The organism is Bacteroides ndongoniae (genome assembly GCF_900108345.1).
Taxonomy (GTDB): domain Bacteria; phylum Bacteroidota; class Bacteroidia; order Bacteroidales; family Bacteroidaceae; genus Bacteroides; species Bacteroides ndongoniae.
Genome location: NZ_FNVV01000013.1, coordinates 1,055,201 through 1,074,878 on the forward strand (window position 1 = coordinate 1,055,201; position 19,678 = coordinate 1,074,878).

Here is a 19,678-nt window from a genome sequence, read left to right on the forward strand (position 1 = left end):
TTACCCTGAATCAGAATCGGTTTAGAAATTATTTGGTTGTGCCTCTGATAATCAGGTTTGTCCTGACAATCTTGTTGCTGCGTTTTTCTTCTCCTTCCAGTTTGTTGGCCAGGATGCTGAAAGCACTTTTTCCGACTTCTTCACCGTGTTGCTCTACGGTTGTCAGTTTGGGATCGGTGTTTTGGGCGATGGCTCCGTCGGTGAATCCGCAGATGGAAACTTCGTCGGGGACTTTTATGCCTACCAGTTTGCAGGCATAAAGAATTCCGGCAGCCGTTTCATCGTTGATGGCGAAAAAACCGTCAGGACGCTCTTCCGATTCCAACAGGTCGGGGGTGATGGCAATGGCACGTTCGCGGGTATCACACAGCTTTATCATAGTGTCATCTACCGGAATGTGGTATTTCTTCATAGCATCCAGGTAGCCGTTCCGGCGGTTCTTGGTGATTTCCAGATGAGGTGCGGAACCGTAGAAAAAGATGCGTTTGCATCCGGTCTGTATCATGTACTCAACGGCGGCAAACGATCCGGCATAGTCGTCGACTACCACCCGTTCTGTATTCAGACCGGTACAGATACGGTCGTAAAAGACAATCGGAATATTATTGTCCAGCAGTTCCTGATAGTGCTCGTAATGCGAGGTGTTTTTAGCCAGTGAAGCAATGACACCGCAAACACGGGCTGCGAGAAATGAGTGTATGATTTTTACTTCCTGTTCGTATGATTCGTTGCTTTGGGCCACAAGCACATTGTAACCTGCTTCCGAAGCGGCCTGTTCTATTCCACTCAGTACGCACGAAAAGAAATGGTGTACCATTTGAGGAACGATGACGCCTATCGTGTTACTCCGTCCTGCCCGCAGATTCACGGCCTGTACATTGGGCTTGTAGTTATGTTTGTTGGCATAGGCATGTACCAGATCGCGTGTTTCCTGGCTGATGTCCGGGTTGTCTTTCAACGCTCTGGAAACCGTCGACGGCGAAACTTTCAGTGCGCGTGCTATGTCTTTGATGGTGATTTGAGGTTTATTCATAAGTATCGGTATTTTCTACCCAAAGGTAGGCAAAAAAGTTGTCTGCCTAAATAAGTATCAAGGCATAATATTCTTGTTCCCATTGCAAATGTAAGCGATTTGCCTGAAAATGTTTTATGTCTTGACTGTTATCGGTTTATCCGTTTTTGCAAACGATTGCATAGGTGAGCTCCTTTGTAGCTCTTGCAAGGTGGCTGTGTTACTGTTGTTTTTTGTATTTTTGTCAAAGGCCTTTATAGTTGTTGTAGAAGATTTGTTTATCTTTGAGGCGGTTCAGCTATTATCTAAGGAATAATAAGTTGTGTACTCTTATTGTTGAATAGGTTGAGGTCATTGTAGCCTGTTTTAGGTGAATCGTTGATTATGTATATATGTTTTATTTATTAAATAGTAGACTATGAAACACTTTTACTTTATGAGTTGGACGCTGGGAGCCTTGTTGTTATTGTCATCGTGCGGAGACGGAACCTCTAATAATAAAGAGTCGGAGGAAGATTCTACTGTCACAGAAAGCCAGGATTTTGCTAAGGGGGCTGATATCAGCTGGGTGACTGAAATGGAAAGTCAAGGACATGTTTTTAAGAATCAGGCTGGAGAAGCACGTGAATGTACGGCTTTGATGAAAGAATATGGGCTTAATGCCATCCGCTTGCGTGTATGGGTTGATCCGAAGGAGCATGACAACTGGTGCAACACGGAAGATCTGGTAGCGAAAGCCAAAAGGGCTCAGAAACTGGATATGGATGTAATGGTCGATTTTCATTATAGCGACTGGTGGGCCGATCCCGGTCAGCAGCATAAGCCGGCTGCCTGGAAAGGATTGGGAATAAACGAATTGAAGAAAGCGTTGGCGAACCATACGACCGAAGTATTGAATGCATTGAAGGCGGCCGGAGTTACTCCGAAGTGGGTACAGGTAGGAAACGAAATCCGTCCGGGTATGTTGTGGGACGAAGATGCTTCGCTGAGCGGAGCTTCGTATGACATCCGTGCTTGCGACGTGAAAGGATCGAATACGACTTCGACTGAGATAAAATATCGGGCTAACTGGGCCAATTTGGCCACTTTTATAAATACAGGTTATGATGCCGTAAAGGCGGTTTTCCCGCAAGCCATTGTCATTGTTCATCTGGACAATGGATATGATAATGGACTTTATACCTGGTTCTTCGACGAGCTGAAGAAGAACGGCGGAAAATGGGACATGATAGGTATGTCGATCTATCCTTATTGGACCATGCAGGAACATCCTGAATATACGGCAGAAAAAACGATTACGGATTGTATTGCTAATATTAAGAAGGTAAGTGCCCGTTACGGATGCGATGTGATGGTAGTAGAGACGGGTATGGAGTGTGCTGACGACCAAGGACGCCTGGCAAGCGATGCCGTATTGAAACAGGGTAAAGAGCAACTGGCACGTCTCATAAAAGAATGCCGTGAAAATACTGGAAACAAGTGTAAAGGTGTATTCTATTGGGAACCAGAATGCAAACCGGGCCAATACCGCTTGGGAGCTTTTACCGAAGATGGCCGGCCGACTGTAATCATGGATGGGTTTAAAGAATAATAAAGAATAAATATGAACCGAAGATTATTGATGACTTTATGTTGCGCATTACTGGCTTGGATGGCTGTTGCGCAGCAGCGAACGGAAACCTTATTGGAAAAAGGGTGGAAATTTATGAAAGGTGATGTGGCTGATGCCATGAAACCTGACTTTGACGACAAGCAGTGGGAAGCTGTGACCGTGCCTCACGACTGGGCCATCTATGGTCCTTTCGACCGTAGTCACGACTTGCAGGAGGTGGCTGTCACTCAGAATCTGGAGACTGCGGCTTCGGTAAAGACCGGACGTACGGGTGGTTTGCCGTATGTTGGGGTAGGGTGGTATCGGACTACGTTCGAGGCTCCGGCTGGTAAGCTGGTGTCGCTGGTATTCGATGGCGCCATGAGCGAGGCTCGTGTGTATGTCAACGGACAGGAAGTCTGTTTCTGGCCGTGCGGTTATAACTCGTTTCATTGCGACGTTACACCTTATTTAAATAAAGAGGGAGCAAAGAACCTACTGGCTGTCCGCCTTGAAAACCGTCCGCAGTCGTCTCGCTGGTATCCGGGAGCCGGAATCTACCGAAATGTACGTGTGGTGGCGACGGAGGCTGTGCATGTACCGGTATGGGGAACGCAACTGACAACACCGCACGTTTCTGCCGAATATGCTTCAGTTTGTCTGAAAACAACTGTTGAGGGAGCCGGGATGAAGGATGTTCGTATCTTGACCCAGATTCTTTCTCCGGAAGGTGAAGTGGTGGCTTCGAAAGACAATACGATGAAGATTAATCACGGTCAGCCTTTCGAACAGAATTTCTTGGTCGATGCTCCCCGGTTGTGGAGCCCCGAAACACCTTATTTATATAAGGCCGTTTCAAAGATTTATGTAGATGGGCAGCAGACCGACGAGTATACTACCCGTTTCGGTATCCGCAGCATTGAGTTGGTGGCCGACAAAGGTTTCTTCCTGAACGGCCAGCATCGTAAGTTCCAGGGGGTATGCAATCATCACGACCTTGGCCCGTTGGGAGCCGCAATCAATGTAGCGGCTCTTCGCCGTCAGCTGACACTGTTGAAAGATATGGGATGTGATGCCATCCGTACGTCGCACAACATGCCTGCGCCGGAGTTGGTTGAACTTTGCGATGAAATGGGCTTTATGATGATGGTGGAACCTTTCGACGAGTGGGACATTGCCAAATGCGAAAACGGCTATCACCGCTTCTTTAAGGAGTGGGCCGAGAAGGATATGGTAAACATGCTTCGCCAGTATCGCAACCATCCTAGCGTGGTGATGTGGAGCATCGGAAACGAAGTGCCTACGCAATGCAGTCCTGAAGGTTACAAGGTAGCTTCGTTCTTGCAAGACATTTGTCATCGCGAGGATCCGACACGCCCTGTGACGTGTGGTATGGATCAGGTGTCGTGCGTGCTGGCCAATGGCTTCGCGGCCATGCTCGATGTGCCGGGACTGAATTATCGCACTCACCGCTATGTGGAGTCTTACGAGAAACTGCCGCAGAATCTGGTGCTGGGTTCTGAAACGGCATCGACTGTCAGCTCGCGTGGAGTCTATAAATTCCCGGCTGAACTGAAGAAACAGGCTATGTACGACGACCATCAGTCGTCGGGTTACGACCTGGAAGCTTGTTCGTGGTCGAATGTGCCCGATGAGGATTTTGCTTTGGCTGACGATTACGACTGGACGCTGGGGCAGTTTGTATGGACGGGTTTCGACTACTTGGGCGAACCCTCGCCTTACGATACTGATGCTTGGCCCAGCCACAGCTCGGTATTTGGTATCATCGACCTGGCCAGTCTGCCTAAAGACCGTTACTACCTGTATCGCAGCATCTGGAACAAGCGGGACAATACGCTGCACGTGCTGCCTCATTGGACGTGGCCGGGACGTGAAGGAGAGAATACACCGGTCTTTGTTTACACCAATTATCCCGAGGCTGAACTCTTTGTAAACGGTAAAAGCTATGGCAAGCAGCGAAAACTGACATCCGATGAGGCTCGTGCTTTGCAGGGAAAGGATTCGTTGTGGTTGCAGCGCCGTTATCGGCTGATGTGGACCGACGTGCCTTACGAGCCGGGCGAACTGAAAGTGGTGGCTTACGATAACAGTGGCAAGAAGGTGGAAGAAAAGACTGTACGTACAGCGGGCAAACCTCATCATCTGGAAGTGGTGGCCGATCGTACGGCACTTTCGGCCGATGGCAAAGACCTGGCTTATATAACGGTTCGGGTGGTAGACAAGGATGGCAATCTTTGTCCGGCCGACGACCGTCTGGTTTCTTTCACTGTGAAAGGAGCGGGAAGTTTCCGTGCTGCTGCCAATGGCGATGCAACCTGCCTCGATCTTTTCCATCTGCCCCGTATGCATGCCTTCAGCGGTCAGCTGACAGCTATTGTACAAAGTGGAGCTGAGTCGGGCAATTTGGTGTTCGAAGCCAAAGCCAAAGGGGTGAAGGCAGGAAAGCTGATGCTGAAAGTGAAGTGAAACGCCGGAAGAAAGACCTATAATCGGTGAGGTTTCACCGTAAGTGGTTAAATACAAGTTGTTTACGGTGAAAGGACTATTCTGGAAAGACTGATCAGACACAGTCGTAATCCTGTTTTTTGAAATTGCGGTGAAACGTGGGTGAAACCTCATGTTTCACCGCAATTGTTTGTTAATCAGACTATAGGGAGACGGTGAAAGCGTGAAAGCAAAAAACTACGTTTCAGAACTTTTGTGGGTATGTACGCATTCTGACTGTCTTGTCGGATGTCTGTTATGGCTGTTTTAAAGTACTACTTTGTATCTCTGAAGTGATACTTTACGAGTGTAAACATCTACATTGGTCGGAGAAAATAGGTATTAATGCAGGAAGGAATCGTAATCAATGTCAGGAGGTGTAACAATCGTTGTCAGGCGATGTAGCAAGCAATGCAGTTGAGCAACACAAGTGTGGCTCACGAGCGGTGCAAGTGTGGCTCGTGAACAATGCAAGTGTCTCTCGCGAGCAGTACAAGCATTGTTCGTCTGTGTTGTAGGAGAGGCTGAAAAGCAGGTAACTTCATATACAGTGAGAGGCATTGCGCGTCTGGTGCAATCGTTTGCATGTTTCAATTTCGACATTTAACTCTTCCTGTATCTTTACATAATCCGATAACCTATATATTTGCCTCAGTCATTTTGTACCTTATAGTCAGGAATGCTATGTAAACGGCACGTGACAGTTTCGGTTGAAAGAAAAAGAATAGTAATAATTAATATTGTTAACTTTAATTTTTTTTAGATGCATGAAGCAAGTTAATCTTAGAATCTATCAAATGATTCTTCCCTTATTGTTAGGGTTGTTCTTGTCTGTAGGCGTTTATGCACAGAATGTTACCGTGAAGGGGCATGTGAAAGATGCTCTGGGTGGTGTGATAGGCGCTAATGTTGTTGAAAAAGGAAATACGTCCAATGGTACGATTACCGATATGGATGGTAACTTTACATTGACCGTTCCTCAGGGAGCCACGTTGGTGGTGTCTTTCATTGGTTACAAAACGCAGGAAGTAGCTGCTGCCCCGCAGGTAGTGGTAACGATGCAAGATGACACGGAGCTGTTGAGCGAGGTCGTGGTCATTGGTTACGGTGTGGCCAAGAAGAACGACTTGACAGGTTCTGTAACGGCTATTAAGCCTGATGAAAAGAACAAAGGTCTCGTAGTCAACGCTCAAGACATGATTCAGGGTAAGATTGCCGGTGTGAACGTTAATACCGCTTCGGGTGCTCCGGGTGAAGGTGCACAGATTCGTATCCGTGGTGGTGCTTCCTTGAACGCCAGCAATGACCCGTTGATTGTGATTGATGGTATGCCCATGGACGGCAATAGCACCAAAGGTATGAGCAATCCTCTCTCGTTGGTCAACCCCAACGATATTGAGACTTTCACCGTGTTGAAGGATGCTTCGGCCACTGCCATCTATGGTAGCCGTGGTTCGAATGGTGTCATCATCATTACCACGAAGAAAGGCCATGAAAATCAGGCTCCGAAGGTGTCTTATAATGGTACGGTATCTGTCAGCACTATCGCCAAAAAACTGGATGTGCTGAATGCTGCCGAGTACGTAGACGTTATCAAAGAAAAGTATGGCGAAACATCTACTGCTTATTTAGGTTTGGGCTGGAAGAAGTTTAACGACGATGGTACACCCGATTTTTCGGCTGGTACATATGATACAGACTGGCAGAGCGAAATCTATCGCGCCGGTATCAGTCAGGATCACAATGTCAGCATCACAGGTGGTGTAGGCAATGAAGAGTGGTCCATGCCTTATCGTGTCAGTGTAGGCTACACAGGACAGAACGGTATTTTGAAAGGTTCGGACTTCAGCCGTGTTACTGCCGGTTTCACTTTGAATCCCTCTTTCTTTGACAAGCACCTCAATCTGAATGTCAACGCCAAGTATTCGTATGCCAAGACCAATCCGGGTGGCACGGATGCCATTGGTGCAGCCATCACCATGGATCCCACGCGTCCTATTAAGAGCAGTGACGAACAGTTTAAGAACTGGGGCGGCTACTGGCAATGGACCAAGACAACAGCTGAGTTTGATCCTACTTTCCCTTATGCCCGCAACGACGATGCTCCGAAGAATCCTGTGGAACTGATTGACCACTATACGTTCGACAAGAGTGCTCATGTGCTGTTGGGTAATTTTGAGGCTGACTATAAAGTTCACGGTCTTGAAGATCTGCGTTTGCACGTCAACTTGGCTGGTGAGTACTCCGACGGTGGTGAATACACCAACAATAACCCCTTCTCTACCTATGGCTTCTATTTCGGTGGTGTAGGCGAGAACGTGGAAAAGAAATACAATGTAATGCTTTCGTCTTACATCCAATATTATAAGGACTTCAACGAAAATCATCACTTCGACATCATGGGAGGATATGAATACGCTCACATGAAATATTGGGGTAACCAATGGTATCAGAATTTCTATCCTTCTACAAACGAGAGTGTAGACGACAATGGTAACCCCAAAGCGGGTACTGTGAACAGTTCCAGCGCTACTCGTTGGAGAGGCCAAACATTTTTGGTCAGCTGGTACGGACGTGCCAACTATACGTTGATGAATCGTTACCTCTTCACTTTCACAGCTCGTTACGATGGTTCCAGTCGCTTTGCTGAAGGACAGCGCTGGGGTTTCTTCCCCTCGGCAGCCTTTGCTTGGCGTGTGAAGGACGAAAGCTTCCTGAAGGACGTTGACCTCGTGAGCGACTTGAAGCTCCGCCTCGGCTGGGGTAACACTGGTCAGCAAAACACGGGTAAGGAATACTATACTGCTATCTATAAGGTTGGTACCAGTGACTACCACCGCTATCCCGTAGGTCCCGGAAACGATGGTCTGCTCTATCAACCGCTGGCCTATAACGATGACCTTACTTGGGAAACCACTACGACTTACAACATCGGTTTGGACTACGGTATGTTCGATCAGCGTTTGACTTTGAACGTAGATGCTTACTATCGTAAAACTACCGACTTGCTTTGCACGCCGACTATCCCCGCTGGTCAGAATTTTGATAACGCCATTCTGCTGAATGCCGGTTCGCTGGAGAACAGAGGTGTTGAAATCGCTCTCTCTGGCAAGCCTGTACAAACAGATGATTGGTACTTGGAATTGGGCGTGAACGTGGCCTATAACGACAACGAAATTACCGAACTCTATGGTGGTCGTGATGTCATTGAAGCAGGCATGAAAGTAGGTACTGACCAGCAGATCACTTACCACAAGGTGGGCCTGCCTGCCAATTCCTTCTGGGTGTACCAGCAGGTCTATGACGAAACTGGCCGTCCCATCATGGGTGCTTACGTAGACCGCAACGCTGACGGTACCATTGACGAAAACGACCGCTACTATTATAAGAGCATCACTGCTCCTTGGACAGGTGGTTTCAATTTCCGTCTTTCTTATAAGAACTGGGATCTCGGCAGTAACTTCCGCGCTAGCTTCGGCAACTATGTATACAATAACATCGAGTCGGGCAAGGCCAATTCGTCTGTGCTTTATAACTCGAAGGGCTACTACGAGAACAGTACGAGAGATATCATCAACTTAGGTTGGAGTTCGTACAACTATGCACTGACTGATTACTTTGTACAGAATGCCAGCTTCTTGAAGTGCGACAACATCACATTGGGTTACAACTTCGAGAACCTCTTCAAGTCGGGCAATTATAATGGTATTTCTGGCCGTATCTATGCTTCTTGCTCCAACGTCTTTACCATTACGAAGTATAAGGGACTCGACCCCGAACAGACTTCGGGTATGGAAAGCAGCATTTATCCGCGTAGCCGCACGTTCCTGCTTGGTTTGAATCTGAACTTCTAATTCACTCTAAAAAAAGATTTATATGAATTTCAATAAAATAAGAAAGATATTTCCTGCAGTCGCAATGGCATTGACTGCATTTATGGGTACCTCTTGCATGGATGACCTCAGCAAGGGCAATATCGACCCCAATGTGGAGGCTAATCCTAGTATACTGGGGCTTTATAGTAAGTGTTATGCCGGTCTTATCATGGAGGGTAATGATGGTAATGCCGACTTTACGATTGACGATGCCGGTAAGTCTACCTTGCTCCGTAACCTCTACAACTTCAACGTACTTTCTACTGACGAAGGTATTTGTTGGTGGAGTGATGGCGGTATCGTGGACATTGGTTACAATGCTTGTATGCCGGGTACAGCCACATTGCGTTTTCTTTATTATCGTTTGATGTCTAACATCACCTATTGTAATCATTTTCTCACTCTTGAAGCAGCTCAAAGCGACAAGGAGAAAATGGCAGAGGTGCGTCTTATCCGCGCTTACAATTACTTCCTGATGCTCGACTTCTTTGGCGACCCCACTTTCGTCGAGTCTATCACGGCCGATATTCCCCAGCAGGCACATTGCTATAACGAAAAGTATGATGCAAGCAAGACTTACAGCCGTGCCGAACTGCTGCAATTGGGCCGTGAGTTCCTCTTCAACTGGGTAAAGGGACAGATTGAGATGGCAGAGCCCGATTTGATTATTGCCCGTGCCAAGACAGACACTGACCCTGACTATGGCCGTATGGACAAGGCGTCTGCATGGTTGTTGCTCAGCCGTTTATATCTCAATGCCGGTACCTACCTCAATAACGACGGTCAGAACAATCCTTATTGGGATAAAGCTCTGGAGTATGCCGAAATGGTTATCAATTCTGACTACTCTTTATTTGATGATTCAAAGATTTCTGCTCAAGCTACTTCCAACGGCTACCGTCCCTACGACCTGCTCTTCATGGGTGACAATGGTTCTAACGGTTCCAGCTGTGAGGCTATCCTCCCGCTGCTGCAAGACGGTAAAGTTACAAAAGGCTATGGTGGCTCGCTGTTCTTCATTGCCGCCATGTGGAACGACAAGATGCAAACTGTGACTAACCTCACTGCAGGTACTACGGGTAACACGTGGTCGGGTATGCGTTGCCGTCCCGAACTGATTGCCAAGTTTACAAGTAATCCCGAATCGTTTGTAGGTAAGTCTACTGCTGATATTCGTGCTTTGAACATCGATGACCGTGCTCTCTTTTGGGGTAAAGGTGATGGTGCTGACGAACGCACGCTTGATTTGGGTGACAATTCCAGTTTCTACCAGGGCATTGTGACCACGAAATGGAACAATAATTACTCTACAGGTGCTACTCCGCACGATACGTATGATGTTGACACAGACTTCTTCCTCTTCCGCGTGGCTGAAGCCTATCTGAATGCAGCCGAAGCTGAGATGCACATTAATGGTGAAGGTTCGAGCAAAGCCAAGGGGTACATTGATGCTCTGCGTAAGCGTGCCCATGCAACAGTCAGCACGAGCTATACACTCAATGATGTACTCGATGAGCGTGCCCGTGAGTTCTACTTCGAAGGTTTGCGCCGTACCGACCTTATCCGTTTCAATCAATTTGGTGGTACGCAAGCCACTTACAACTGGTCGTATAAGGGTGGTAACATCAATGGTGTAACTTTCGATAAGACCCGCAACGTTTATCCCATCCCGACATCTGAAATCTTAGCTAACAGAAACTTGGTTCAGATTGACGGTTACAGTGAGACTGAAAACTAATACACAGAACAAAAAAAGAATTGTAATATGAAGAATAAATTATTGCTCGGCGCACTGCTTATCAGTGCCGTCGGCGCATTCACAGGATGTTCGGATGATAACGATTCCAACCCTACCTTGATTCAACCCAAGGAGTTTAAGCTGAACACACCTGCTTACGTCAACGAAACGGTTGATCTGTCCACTACGGAAGCTTTACAACTCTCGTGGTCACAGCCCCAATACACAGCCGACAATGCACCCATCAACGCTGTTTATGAAGTGCAACTGTCGCTCACAAATTCCTTTACTGTATCTTACGCTGAGGCACTCGCCGATGAAAGCGGCGCAACGGTGGCCGATTACATTGCCATAGACAAGACTTCTACCACGTGTGTCACAGACGTAGCTGCTGTAGATTTCAACAAGGCTTTGGTACAGTTGGCCCAGTGGACAGAGGATGCTGTTCCCGCTCAGCAGGCTGTTTCAGTCCGTGTCAACGCTTTCGTTCAAGAAGGTACGAACCGTTTGAATGCTGTGGCATCTAATGTTGTGACAATCAATGTAAATCCCTATTACGTAGAATTGCGTGATGCCGAACCTATCATGTTCTACCTCATCGGTGATATCTTTGGTGATGGTGGCTGGAGTACCAGCAAGGATATGATTGGCGTAAGTACCTTCCCCTTGTTCATCCAGAGCGGTTACTCGTATGACAAGGCTACCGGTGCAGGAGAGATTGTTTACCTTAACTATTTCACCACAGGTGGCTGGAAAATGAATCCCTCTGATCTGGGCAATTGGGATTATGGCTTCATGAGCGGTGGAAGTGCTAACACAGCTGTCTTCCGCAATGGTGGTGGTGATGCAGGTAACATCTCTTGTAATCCTGCAGGTTATTACCTCGTTACGATGAATACAGCCGACAATACGTGTGTCATCGCTCCGCAGGATATCACGCCGACAGTGTACGACCAAATCTGTATTACAGGTAGCTTCAACGAATGGATAGATGCTAATATGACTTCCGTCAATAAGGAAGGTGAGAACCATGTATGGTGTTACGAACTGACTGTTGCCGAGGATGCCGTAGAGCAAATCAAGTTCAAGATTCCTGCTTCTTGGGATACGAACTGGGGTTATGGCGCAGAAGATGGTGAAGTTAACACTTGTGGAAAGGCTACAAATGGTGGTAAAAATATCGGTGTTCCCGCAGGTACGTGGATTATTATGTTTAACGATATCACCGGTGAGTTCAGCATCATTGCCAAACAAATCTAATCATTGACTTTAAAAGCATATTTATATGAATAAGAAACTAATATACGGCTTTGCCATCATTGCAGGACTTGCTTCCTGCAATGATGACTACACAGACTGGTCTAGCCCGCAGAGTAATCCTGAGCATGAGGCAGTAGAGAAGTTCACACTCACTGTACAACCAGCTGTTGAAACCATTGATTTTGCAACGGAAACAGCTGAAAGCATTCAGCTGTTCTCCACTAATTTGGAAAGTGGTCAGACGAATTCATTTGCACTTACCTTATCAGCAGAAGACAAAGCTGAAACGGTTGTCTTGACAGCTGCATCTGATGGTACGGTAGTGTCTGCCGAATTGCAGGATGCAGTGGCCACTATATACGGAAAGGCTCCCGTAGAACGTACACTGAATGTAAAGGTTGCTGCGGATGTAATGATTACAACGGAAGACGGAAAAATTGTTGCTAAAAAAGAGGCAGATCCTTTTAGCTTGAAGATTACGCTGGATGCACCGCAGATTTCGGAACATTATTATCTTATCGGTGCACCGAGCTCCTGGGAGATAACTGACACTTCACTTCCTTTCAGTCACAGTGGTAAGAATGTATACGATGATCCGGTATTCACTTGTACTTTCCCGGTTGAGGATGGTGAAATATGGTTTGCTATTACGGACGATATTACGCTTGAGAAGGCAGATTGGGCCTATGCTTTTGGTTGTGCAGAAGGAAATGGCGCAAATGGAATGGAAGGTAAGCTGAAACGCCGTTCGGAACTGACAGATGATGGTTCTTGGAAAGTTATGGTAGATGGCGATGCTAAGTTTATAAAAGTCACTATCAACATGATGGAATACTCTTATAGCATTGAGAAACTAAACTTTGCAGAGTATATCTATGAAGTGGGCAACAATAATGGATGGGGAACTGGATATGCTTTGCAGGGTCCTAACTTCGATGGAAAATATTATGGTGCTATGTACTTGGTGTCTGGTTTCAAGTTCCGTTCTAATGTTGATAACTGGGATGGTTCCGGTAATTGGGGATTGAATTCTAATAATGATGAAGGCATTTTAGTTAATGATGGTATGTCGGGTAACATTTCAGTGCCGGCAGACGGACATTATATGATTGAAGTCAATCTTGTAGACATGACTTATACACTGACTCCGTTTACTCAATTAGGTATTATTGGTGACGGACAACCTGGTGGTTGGGACAGTGATACGCCGTTGACCTATGATGAGGTGGAAAAATGCTGGAAAGCTACTAGTGTACAGCTTGTAGCAGGTAAATCTATCAAATTCCGTACTGTTGGTACTTGGGACGTTGTAAATATCGGTGGGGCGAGTCTCTCTAATCTGACATTCAACAGTCAAGATAATATTCCTGTTGAAAAGGATGGAACTTTTACCGTTAAATTGTATTTGGAAACTCAAGGTGCTCCGTATGTTACATTGACAGAAGAATAATCAGTAATGATTTAAGCGAAAGAGGGTGTATCAGAAGTGAGTCTTGTATGATATACCCTCTTCGTCGTTTTATTAGGGTGATTTTTGAGCTATTGAATAACTTATTAGAACTTTTATGATGTTGAAAATACGATATTATTTGCTGGGAGCAGTTGCTACCATGTTGCTGTCTTTTCTTTGTGCCTGTTCGGACAGCAATAATCCAATTCCAGAGCCAACTCCCGAACCGGATCCAGAGCCAACAGAAGAGTGGACAACATTGACTGCTACTCCTGATGCTTGGGACAATCAGAAGCGGGCGGACATTTCGTACCAATTGTTGATATATTCTTTTGCGGACAGTAATGGGGACGGCTGGGGCGATTTGAACGGTGTAACTTCTAAACTGGACTATCTGCAACAGATGGGGGTGAGTGCCATTTGGTTGTCACCTATTCATCCGGCCATGTCTTATCACGGATATGATGTAACGGATTATACGGCGATAAATCCGCAGTATGGCACGATGGCCGATTTTGAGAGATTGATATCGGAAGCTCATCAGCGAGGTATTAAAGTCTATTTGGATTATGTGATGAATCATACAGGGAAGGATCATCCATGGTTTGTCAGTGCTAAAGCATCTCCCGATAGCGAATATCGCGATTACTATGTGTTTTCGCAAGATCCGGCGGCAGATATTGCTGCTGGCAATATTGCTATGATAGCTACGGAAGGAGCCGCCGGATATAACGCCGGTGAATGGTTCTCGACAACTTCGGCCGATGACGAGATGAGTGGATGTTATAAGTTTATACTGGACTGGTCGGACTCTGCCCATCCTACGGTGACCGTAACAGCGGGCGAGACTCCTGATGCGGATAATCCCGATACGGGTACTAGCGGTGCTAAGTATTTATATTATGGAGATGAAGTCTGCAAGAAGTTTTATGACCGTGGTAATGGTATCTATGAGTTGACTGTGGATTTTGCTTCAAGTTGGGGCTTTCTGATTCGTACCAGCAATACAACGTGGGATGGGGGAACCAAGTATGGTGCTCCGTCCAAATCGTCGAAGGTGAAACTGGGCGAGCCGTTTGTGTTGGATAACAAGACTGCTGCAGATATTCTGTTTGAATCGATGAACTTGTGGTATTATCATTCTCATTTTTATACTGATTGGTTTGCTGACCTGAACTATGGACCTGTAGCTGAGGTTACGACTAATCCCACTTATCTTGCTATGGTGGATGCTGCTAAGGGATGGGTAGACAAAGGTGTGGATGGATTGCGTCTGGATGCTGTGAAGCATATCTATCACAATGCCAAGTCCGACGAGAATCCACGTTTCCTGAAAACTTTCTATGACGACATGAATGCGTACTACAAACAGACTGGTAAGACTGACGACTTTTATATGGTAGGTGAGGTACTTTCGGAACACAACGAGGTGGCTCCTTACTATGCAGGTTTGCCTGCCCTGTTTGAGTTCTCCTTCTGGTATAGGTTGGAATGGGCTCTTAACAATGGTACTGGTTGTTACTTTGCCAAGGATATTATGAGTTATCAACAGGAATATGCAGCTTATCGTTCTGACTATATTGAGGCAACTAAACTTTCCAATCATGATGAAGACCGTACGTCTTCCAAGTTAGGCAAGTCGGCCGCCAAGTGTAAACTGGCTGCAGCGGTATTGTTGACCTCGGCTGGTTCACCATATATCTATTATGGCGAAGAACTGGGACTTTATGGAACCAAGAATAATGGGGATGAATATGTGCGCAGTCCCATGTTGTGGGGTGATGCTTCGACAACAAGCTATACGGATAAGGTGGATGCTGGAATGGCGTCATCGGTACGTTCCGTGGCAGAGCAGCAAGCTGACGCTGCTTCGTTGCTGAACACTTATATTACTTTTGCGAAGTTGCGTAATACTTATCCGGCTTTGGCTGAGGGAACCATGAGCAGACATGCTGTTTACAACGATGAAAACAAATCCTATCAGGCTTTGGCTGCCTGGTACATGACTAAAGGCAGTGAGAAGTTGCTTGTGATGCACAACTTCGGAAGTTCGGAGCTTCAATTCTCATTGACGGATGAAGTGGAAAAAGCAGTAGCCGTTTCAGGCAATGTGCAACAATCGGTTGGCAACGGACAGATGCAGTTGAAGATGGGTGGGTATACCTCGGTAGTCTTTAAATTGAAATAGGCCAGATAAGAACTGTTAGTTTGTGCAAATCAGTAGTTGAAAAGCCGTTCATTCTTAACTCCTGATTTGCACATCATTCATAAATTTTATTCAGCACCCAGTTGAGCCACTTCCAGCGGAAGCGGAACCAACGGCGGGTGCTGATTTGTTTTCCGCCGAAACGTAGCACAAACTCCCGGTAGCCGTGTTTACGGAAGGGTAGGCCGACATCCATGAATTCCAGATGCCGGTAGCCCCGTTGTTTGGCGTCGTCCAGAGCTTTCCATACGGCCAGGATGCCGGGATATTGCAAGGCATGAGTCTTGCGCATGCCTCCCGAGAACCAGAGGTAGGCATTGTCGTCCGAGTAGATACAGGCACTTCCTCCAATGATTTTGTCTTTGTAGATGACGATGAATATCCGGCTATGCTGGTCGTCCAGCATTTTGTTTGCGAGGTGCTGAAAGAAACTCATGCTGGGGAAGTGACGGCGTATTTTGGAAGAATAGACCTTGTGTAGCATCAGGGCGAATTGCTTGATCTCTTCGGAAGTATGCGCTTCTCTTACGTAAGCTCCGTTCTTCAATCCTTTCTTTACCTGCCGGATGCGCGAAGGACTGAAACGCTCTTCTACGCGGTCGACACTGTGCAGTGAGTTACGCACACGCAGCCAGTTGACGGCAAAGTAATGGTTGGCACGGAAAGCTTTGTAACCGAATAATGCGTTTTCGAGGTTACGGAACTCTATCAGAAAGGAGTCGCGCAAGGCTTCATCGGTCAGGCGCTTCAGCATGTCGCTGAAGATAGCTTCTTTATCAGACTGGGGATCAAAGTATTCTCCGGTGCCGTAGATTTCGCATCGTTTGATGATGGCAGGCGGAAAGAGACGGACACTTTTCCGCAGGGCTGCAAGCAGTTTGGCTACCGGACGGTCCTGTTCGCTGGCAACAATAAGGACAGGAGTATAGCCCGGCGTTGCTTCGTAGATGTGAAACAACTCCGTAGAGTGGAACGTATTGCTTCCGGGCAAGTCCGGAATCTGGTTCCCCCGATAATATGTTGTCAGTTTCAAAGGCATTGCTCGCAAATATAGAAAATAATCTTGTATCTTTGCACAAGTTTATTGCAAAAGAACGAAGAAGTCCAAACGGCAGATTTGCCTGATTGCTTCTTCATTATTATCGTTTTTTTATGGAAAGTTTCAGTGAATTGATAAAGAATCGCCGCAGTATGCGGAAGTTTACATCCGAGGAATTGACTCAGGACGAAGTCGTTACGTTGATGAAAGCTGCACTGATGGCACCCACCTCCAAGCGGAGCAATTCGTGGCAGTTTATCGTGGTAGATGATAAGGAGACATTGAAGGAACTGTCTCACTGTAAGGAGCAGGCTTCACAATTTATTGCCGATGCAGCTTTGGCAGTAGTGGTTACGGCCGATCCTTTGGCAAGCGATGTATGGATTGAAGATGCTTCGATCGCTTCTATCTACTTGCAGCTCCAAGCCGAAGATATGGGACTGGGAAGCTGCTGGGTACAGGTGCGCGAACGCTATACGGCAGCCGGAATGCCGTCGGACGAATTTATCCACGGACTGCTGGATATCCCTTTGCAGCTGCAGGTGCTCAGTGTCATTGCTATCGGTCATAAGGGTATGGAGCGTAAGCCTTTTGCCGAAGAACATCTGCAATGGGAGAAAATACATCTGAATAAATACGGAGGACAATAACGGTGAGTGCAGCGAAGGCAAATAATAACCGGGACACATACAAGGCAACCGCAATCACGCTGATCGTGTTCGGGATTCTTTATTTGGCGGACAAGCTGATACATTTCCGTTCCTTAGGATTGCCGTGGGTGATGAACAAAGATAATTTCCTACTTTACACAGCGGTGATATTTCTGTTGTTCAAGCACGACAAATCCGTTGGTCTGGTACTTATAGGCTTGTGGTTGATACTGAACTTCAACCTGATAACAGCCTTGTTGGGTACAATGTCCGCTTATCTGCTCCCGCTGGCGTTGCTGGTGCTGGGAGCTATTCTCTATTGGTTGGCTACAAGATGAAAAAGAGTGTTGTATGGCAAGAAGAAGTATAGAAGATACGTCGATTGTGATGGTTGGAGCCGGCAATTTGGCAACCAATCTGGCTAAGGCCCTTTATCGGAAAGGATTTCGCATCGTTCAGGTATATAGCCGTACCCGTGAGTCGGCACAGGGACTGGCGCAGGTAGTGGAAGCTGAATATACAACTGATTTGACTGAGTTGGTGAAAGACGCCAAACTGTATATCGTTTCGTTGAAGGATGCGGTGCTGGTACAGCTGCTGCCCGATATTGTGGCAGGAAAAGAAAAGGCATTGTGGGTACATACGGCTGGCAGCATTCCGATGAGTATATGGGAAGGTCATGTAGAACGTTACGGAGTGTTCTATCCGATGCAAACGTTCAGCAAGCAGCGTGAAGTGAATTTCAGCCATATTCCCATTTTTGTGGAAGGCTCTTCGGCCGAGAACACTCAGTTCCTGAAAGAAGTGGCGGCCGCATTGTCGGTAAAGGTATTCGAGGCCTCGTCCGAACAGCGTAAGAGCCTGCATCTGTCTGCGATATTTGCCTGTAACTTTACGAACCATATGTATGCCTTGGCCGACAAGCTGTTGAAGAAGTACGATCTGCCTTTTGATGTGATGTTGCCTCTGATTGACGAGACGGCACGAAAGGTACACGAGTTGGAGCCGAAGGCTGCACAGACAGGACCGGCCATACGTTTTGACGAAAACGTCATTAACGGACATCTGCAGATGCTGGCCGATGAGCCCAGAGTACAGGAACTATATCGGCTGATAAGCGAAAGCATCCATCAAAGTTCAAAAGAATAAAACTGGTCATTGTGAGTACGATAAATTACGATCTGAAAAAAATTAAGGCACTTTTGTTCGATGTAGACGGAGTGCTGAGTGCCAATGTAATACCGATGAGTGTGGAAGGCGAACCGATGCGCACGGTCAACATCAAGGACGGATATTCCTTGCACCTGGCCGCCAAGCAGGGAGTGCTGCTGGGCATCATCACCGGTGGCAAGACGGAAGCTGTGCGCAAGCGTTTCCTTTCGTTGGGGCTGGCTGCCGAAAACATTTATCTGGGTTCGTCAGTTAAGATTCACGACTACTGCGATTTCCGCGACCGTCATGGACTGAAGGATGAGGAAATACTGTATGTAGGCGATGACATCCCCGACCTGGAAGTGATGCGTATGTGCGGACTTCCCTGTTGCCCTAAAGATGCAGTGCCCGAAGTAAAAGCTGTTTCGCGCTATATATCTTATGCGGACGGTGGCTATGGTTGCGGTCGCGACATTGTAGAGCAGGTGCTGAAGGTACAGGGATTGTGGCTGGCAGACGAGAAAGCGTTCGGATGGTAAATGCGTTCTAACGCTTTTTGTGAGTTCTCTGATTTCGTTCATTTCTTTAAACTTCATTATTCAATCTGCTTATGTTGGAGAATCTGAAAAAATACAAAGTGATATTGGCCAGCAATTCGCCCCGTCGTAAGGAGTTATTGTCGGGACTTGGTATCGATTACGAGGTTCGTACCTTGCCGGATGTAGACGAATCTTATCCGGAGTCGCTGCAAGGGGCAGACATTCCTCTGTACATTTCGCAAGAAAAAGCTGATGCCTACCGGGCACTGTTGCAGCCGGGCGAGCTGATGATAACAGCCGATACCATTGTCTGGTTGGATGGACGGGTACTGGGCAAACCTAAGGATCGAGAAGATGCGTTGCAGATGCTTCGGGATATGTCGGGACGTACACACGAAGTGTTTACAGGCGTCTGCATTACGACTACCGACTGGCAACGTAGCTTTGCTGCACAGACCGAGGTATGTTTTGCCCAACTCACAGAAGAAGAGATTACTTATTATGTCGACCGTTATCAGCCCATGGACAAAGCCGGTTCATATGGCGTACAGGAATGGATTGGCTTTATCGGAGTGGAAAATATTTCGGGCAGTTATTTCAATATTATGGGGCTTCCGGTGCAACGGCTGTATCGTGAACTGAAAGCAATTGTGTAAATAGT

At 46.8% G+C, this 19,678-nt stretch carries 14 protein-coding genes; 12 read left to right on the forward strand and 2 right to left on the reverse strand.

Features of this window, described 5'->3' with window-relative positions; all coding sequences use genetic code 11:
- Positions 1–28 precede the first annotated feature (28 nt).
- Positions 29–1,033, reverse strand: a complete 1,005-nt coding sequence (locus tag BQ5591_RS08855; protein WP_071149033.1) for a LacI family DNA-binding transcriptional regulator — start codon at positions 1,031–1,033, stop codon at positions 29–31.
- Between the two features lie 397 nt (positions 1,034–1,430).
- On the opposite strand from BQ5591_RS08855, the gene BQ5591_RS08860 reads away from it, so the two are divergent.
- The 7 genes from BQ5591_RS08860 to BQ5591_RS08890 all read left to right on the forward strand — a co-directional run bounded on the left by BQ5591_RS08860 (position 1,431) and on the right by BQ5591_RS08890 (position 15,619).
- A complete protein-coding gene (locus BQ5591_RS08860) occupies positions 1,431–2,603 on the forward strand; it encodes a glycoside hydrolase family 53 protein (protein WP_071149034.1) in 1,173 nt (390 codons plus the stop codon).
- A 12-nt stretch (positions 2,604–2,615) separates the two neighbouring features.
- A complete protein-coding gene (galB, locus tag BQ5591_RS08865; RefSeq protein ID WP_071149035.1) occupies positions 2,616–5,090 on the forward strand; it encodes a beta-galactosidase GalB in 2,475 nt (824 codons plus the stop codon).
- Between the two features lie 785 nt (positions 5,091–5,875).
- Positions 5,876–8,962: a SusC/RagA family TonB-linked outer membrane protein gene (locus tag BQ5591_RS08870; protein ID WP_071149036.1), complete on the forward strand. Its 3,087-nt coding sequence runs from the start codon at positions 5,876–5,878 to the stop codon at positions 8,960–8,962.
- Positions 8,963–8,984: 22 nt separating this feature from the next.
- Positions 8,985–10,721 (forward strand): RagB/SusD family nutrient uptake outer membrane protein, encoded by a 1,737-nt coding sequence (locus BQ5591_RS08875; RefSeq protein ID WP_071149037.1) that lies wholly within the window; start codon positions 8,985–8,987, stop codon positions 10,719–10,721.
- Between the two features lie 27 nt (positions 10,722–10,748).
- On the forward strand, positions 10,749–11,981 hold the full coding sequence (locus BQ5591_RS08880; protein ID WP_071149038.1) for a cadherin repeat domain-containing protein: 1,233 nt from the start codon (positions 10,749–10,751) through the stop codon (positions 11,979–11,981).
- 25 nt (positions 11,982–12,006) lie between these two features.
- Complete coding sequence (locus BQ5591_RS08885; RefSeq protein ID WP_071149039.1) at positions 12,007–13,431, forward strand: Outer membrane protein SusF domain-containing protein; 1,425 nt, start codon at positions 12,007–12,009, stop codon at positions 13,429–13,431.
- Positions 13,432–13,549: 118 nt separating this feature from the next.
- Entirely contained in the window at positions 13,550–15,619 is a 2,070-nt protein-coding gene (locus tag BQ5591_RS08890; RefSeq protein ID WP_071149398.1) for an alpha-amylase family glycosyl hydrolase, read from the forward strand.
- A gap of 73 nt (positions 15,620–15,692) precedes the next feature.
- Here BQ5591_RS08890 and BQ5591_RS08895 read toward each other — a convergent pair whose 3' ends face one another.
- Entirely contained in the window at positions 15,693–16,676 is a 984-nt protein-coding gene (locus BQ5591_RS08895) for a GNAT family N-acetyltransferase (protein WP_022161997.1), read from the reverse strand.
- A 113-nt stretch (positions 16,677–16,789) separates the two neighbouring features.
- On the opposite strand from BQ5591_RS08895, the gene BQ5591_RS08900 reads away from it, so the two are divergent.
- The 5 genes from BQ5591_RS08900 (at position 16,790) to BQ5591_RS08920 (ending at position 19,673) form a co-directional block, all read left to right on the forward strand.
- Positions 16,790–17,326 carry a nitroreductase family protein gene (locus BQ5591_RS08900; RefSeq protein ID WP_071149399.1) on the forward strand — a complete coding sequence of 179 codons (537 nt, stop codon included), beginning with the start codon at positions 16,790–16,792 and terminating at the stop codon, positions 17,324–17,326.
- A 2-nt stretch (positions 17,327–17,328) separates the two neighbouring features.
- Positions 17,329–17,664 (forward strand): hypothetical protein, encoded by a 336-nt coding sequence (locus BQ5591_RS08905; protein WP_071149040.1) that lies wholly within the window; start codon positions 17,329–17,331, stop codon positions 17,662–17,664.
- A 13-nt stretch (positions 17,665–17,677) separates the two neighbouring features.
- Complete coding sequence (locus tag BQ5591_RS08910) at positions 17,678–18,475, forward strand: Rossmann-like and DUF2520 domain-containing protein (RefSeq protein ID WP_071149041.1); 798 nt, start codon at positions 17,678–17,680, stop codon at positions 18,473–18,475.
- An 11-nt stretch (positions 18,476–18,486) separates the two neighbouring features.
- Positions 18,487–19,017: a KdsC family phosphatase gene (locus BQ5591_RS08915; RefSeq protein WP_071149042.1), complete on the forward strand. Its 531-nt coding sequence runs from the start codon at positions 18,487–18,489 to the stop codon at positions 19,015–19,017.
- A gap of 71 nt (positions 19,018–19,088) precedes the next feature.
- Positions 19,089–19,673, forward strand: coding sequence for a Maf-like protein (locus BQ5591_RS08920; RefSeq protein WP_071149043.1), 585 nt, complete (start codon positions 19,089–19,091; stop codon positions 19,671–19,673).
- The last annotated feature ends 5 nt before the right edge of the window (positions 19,674–19,678 follow it).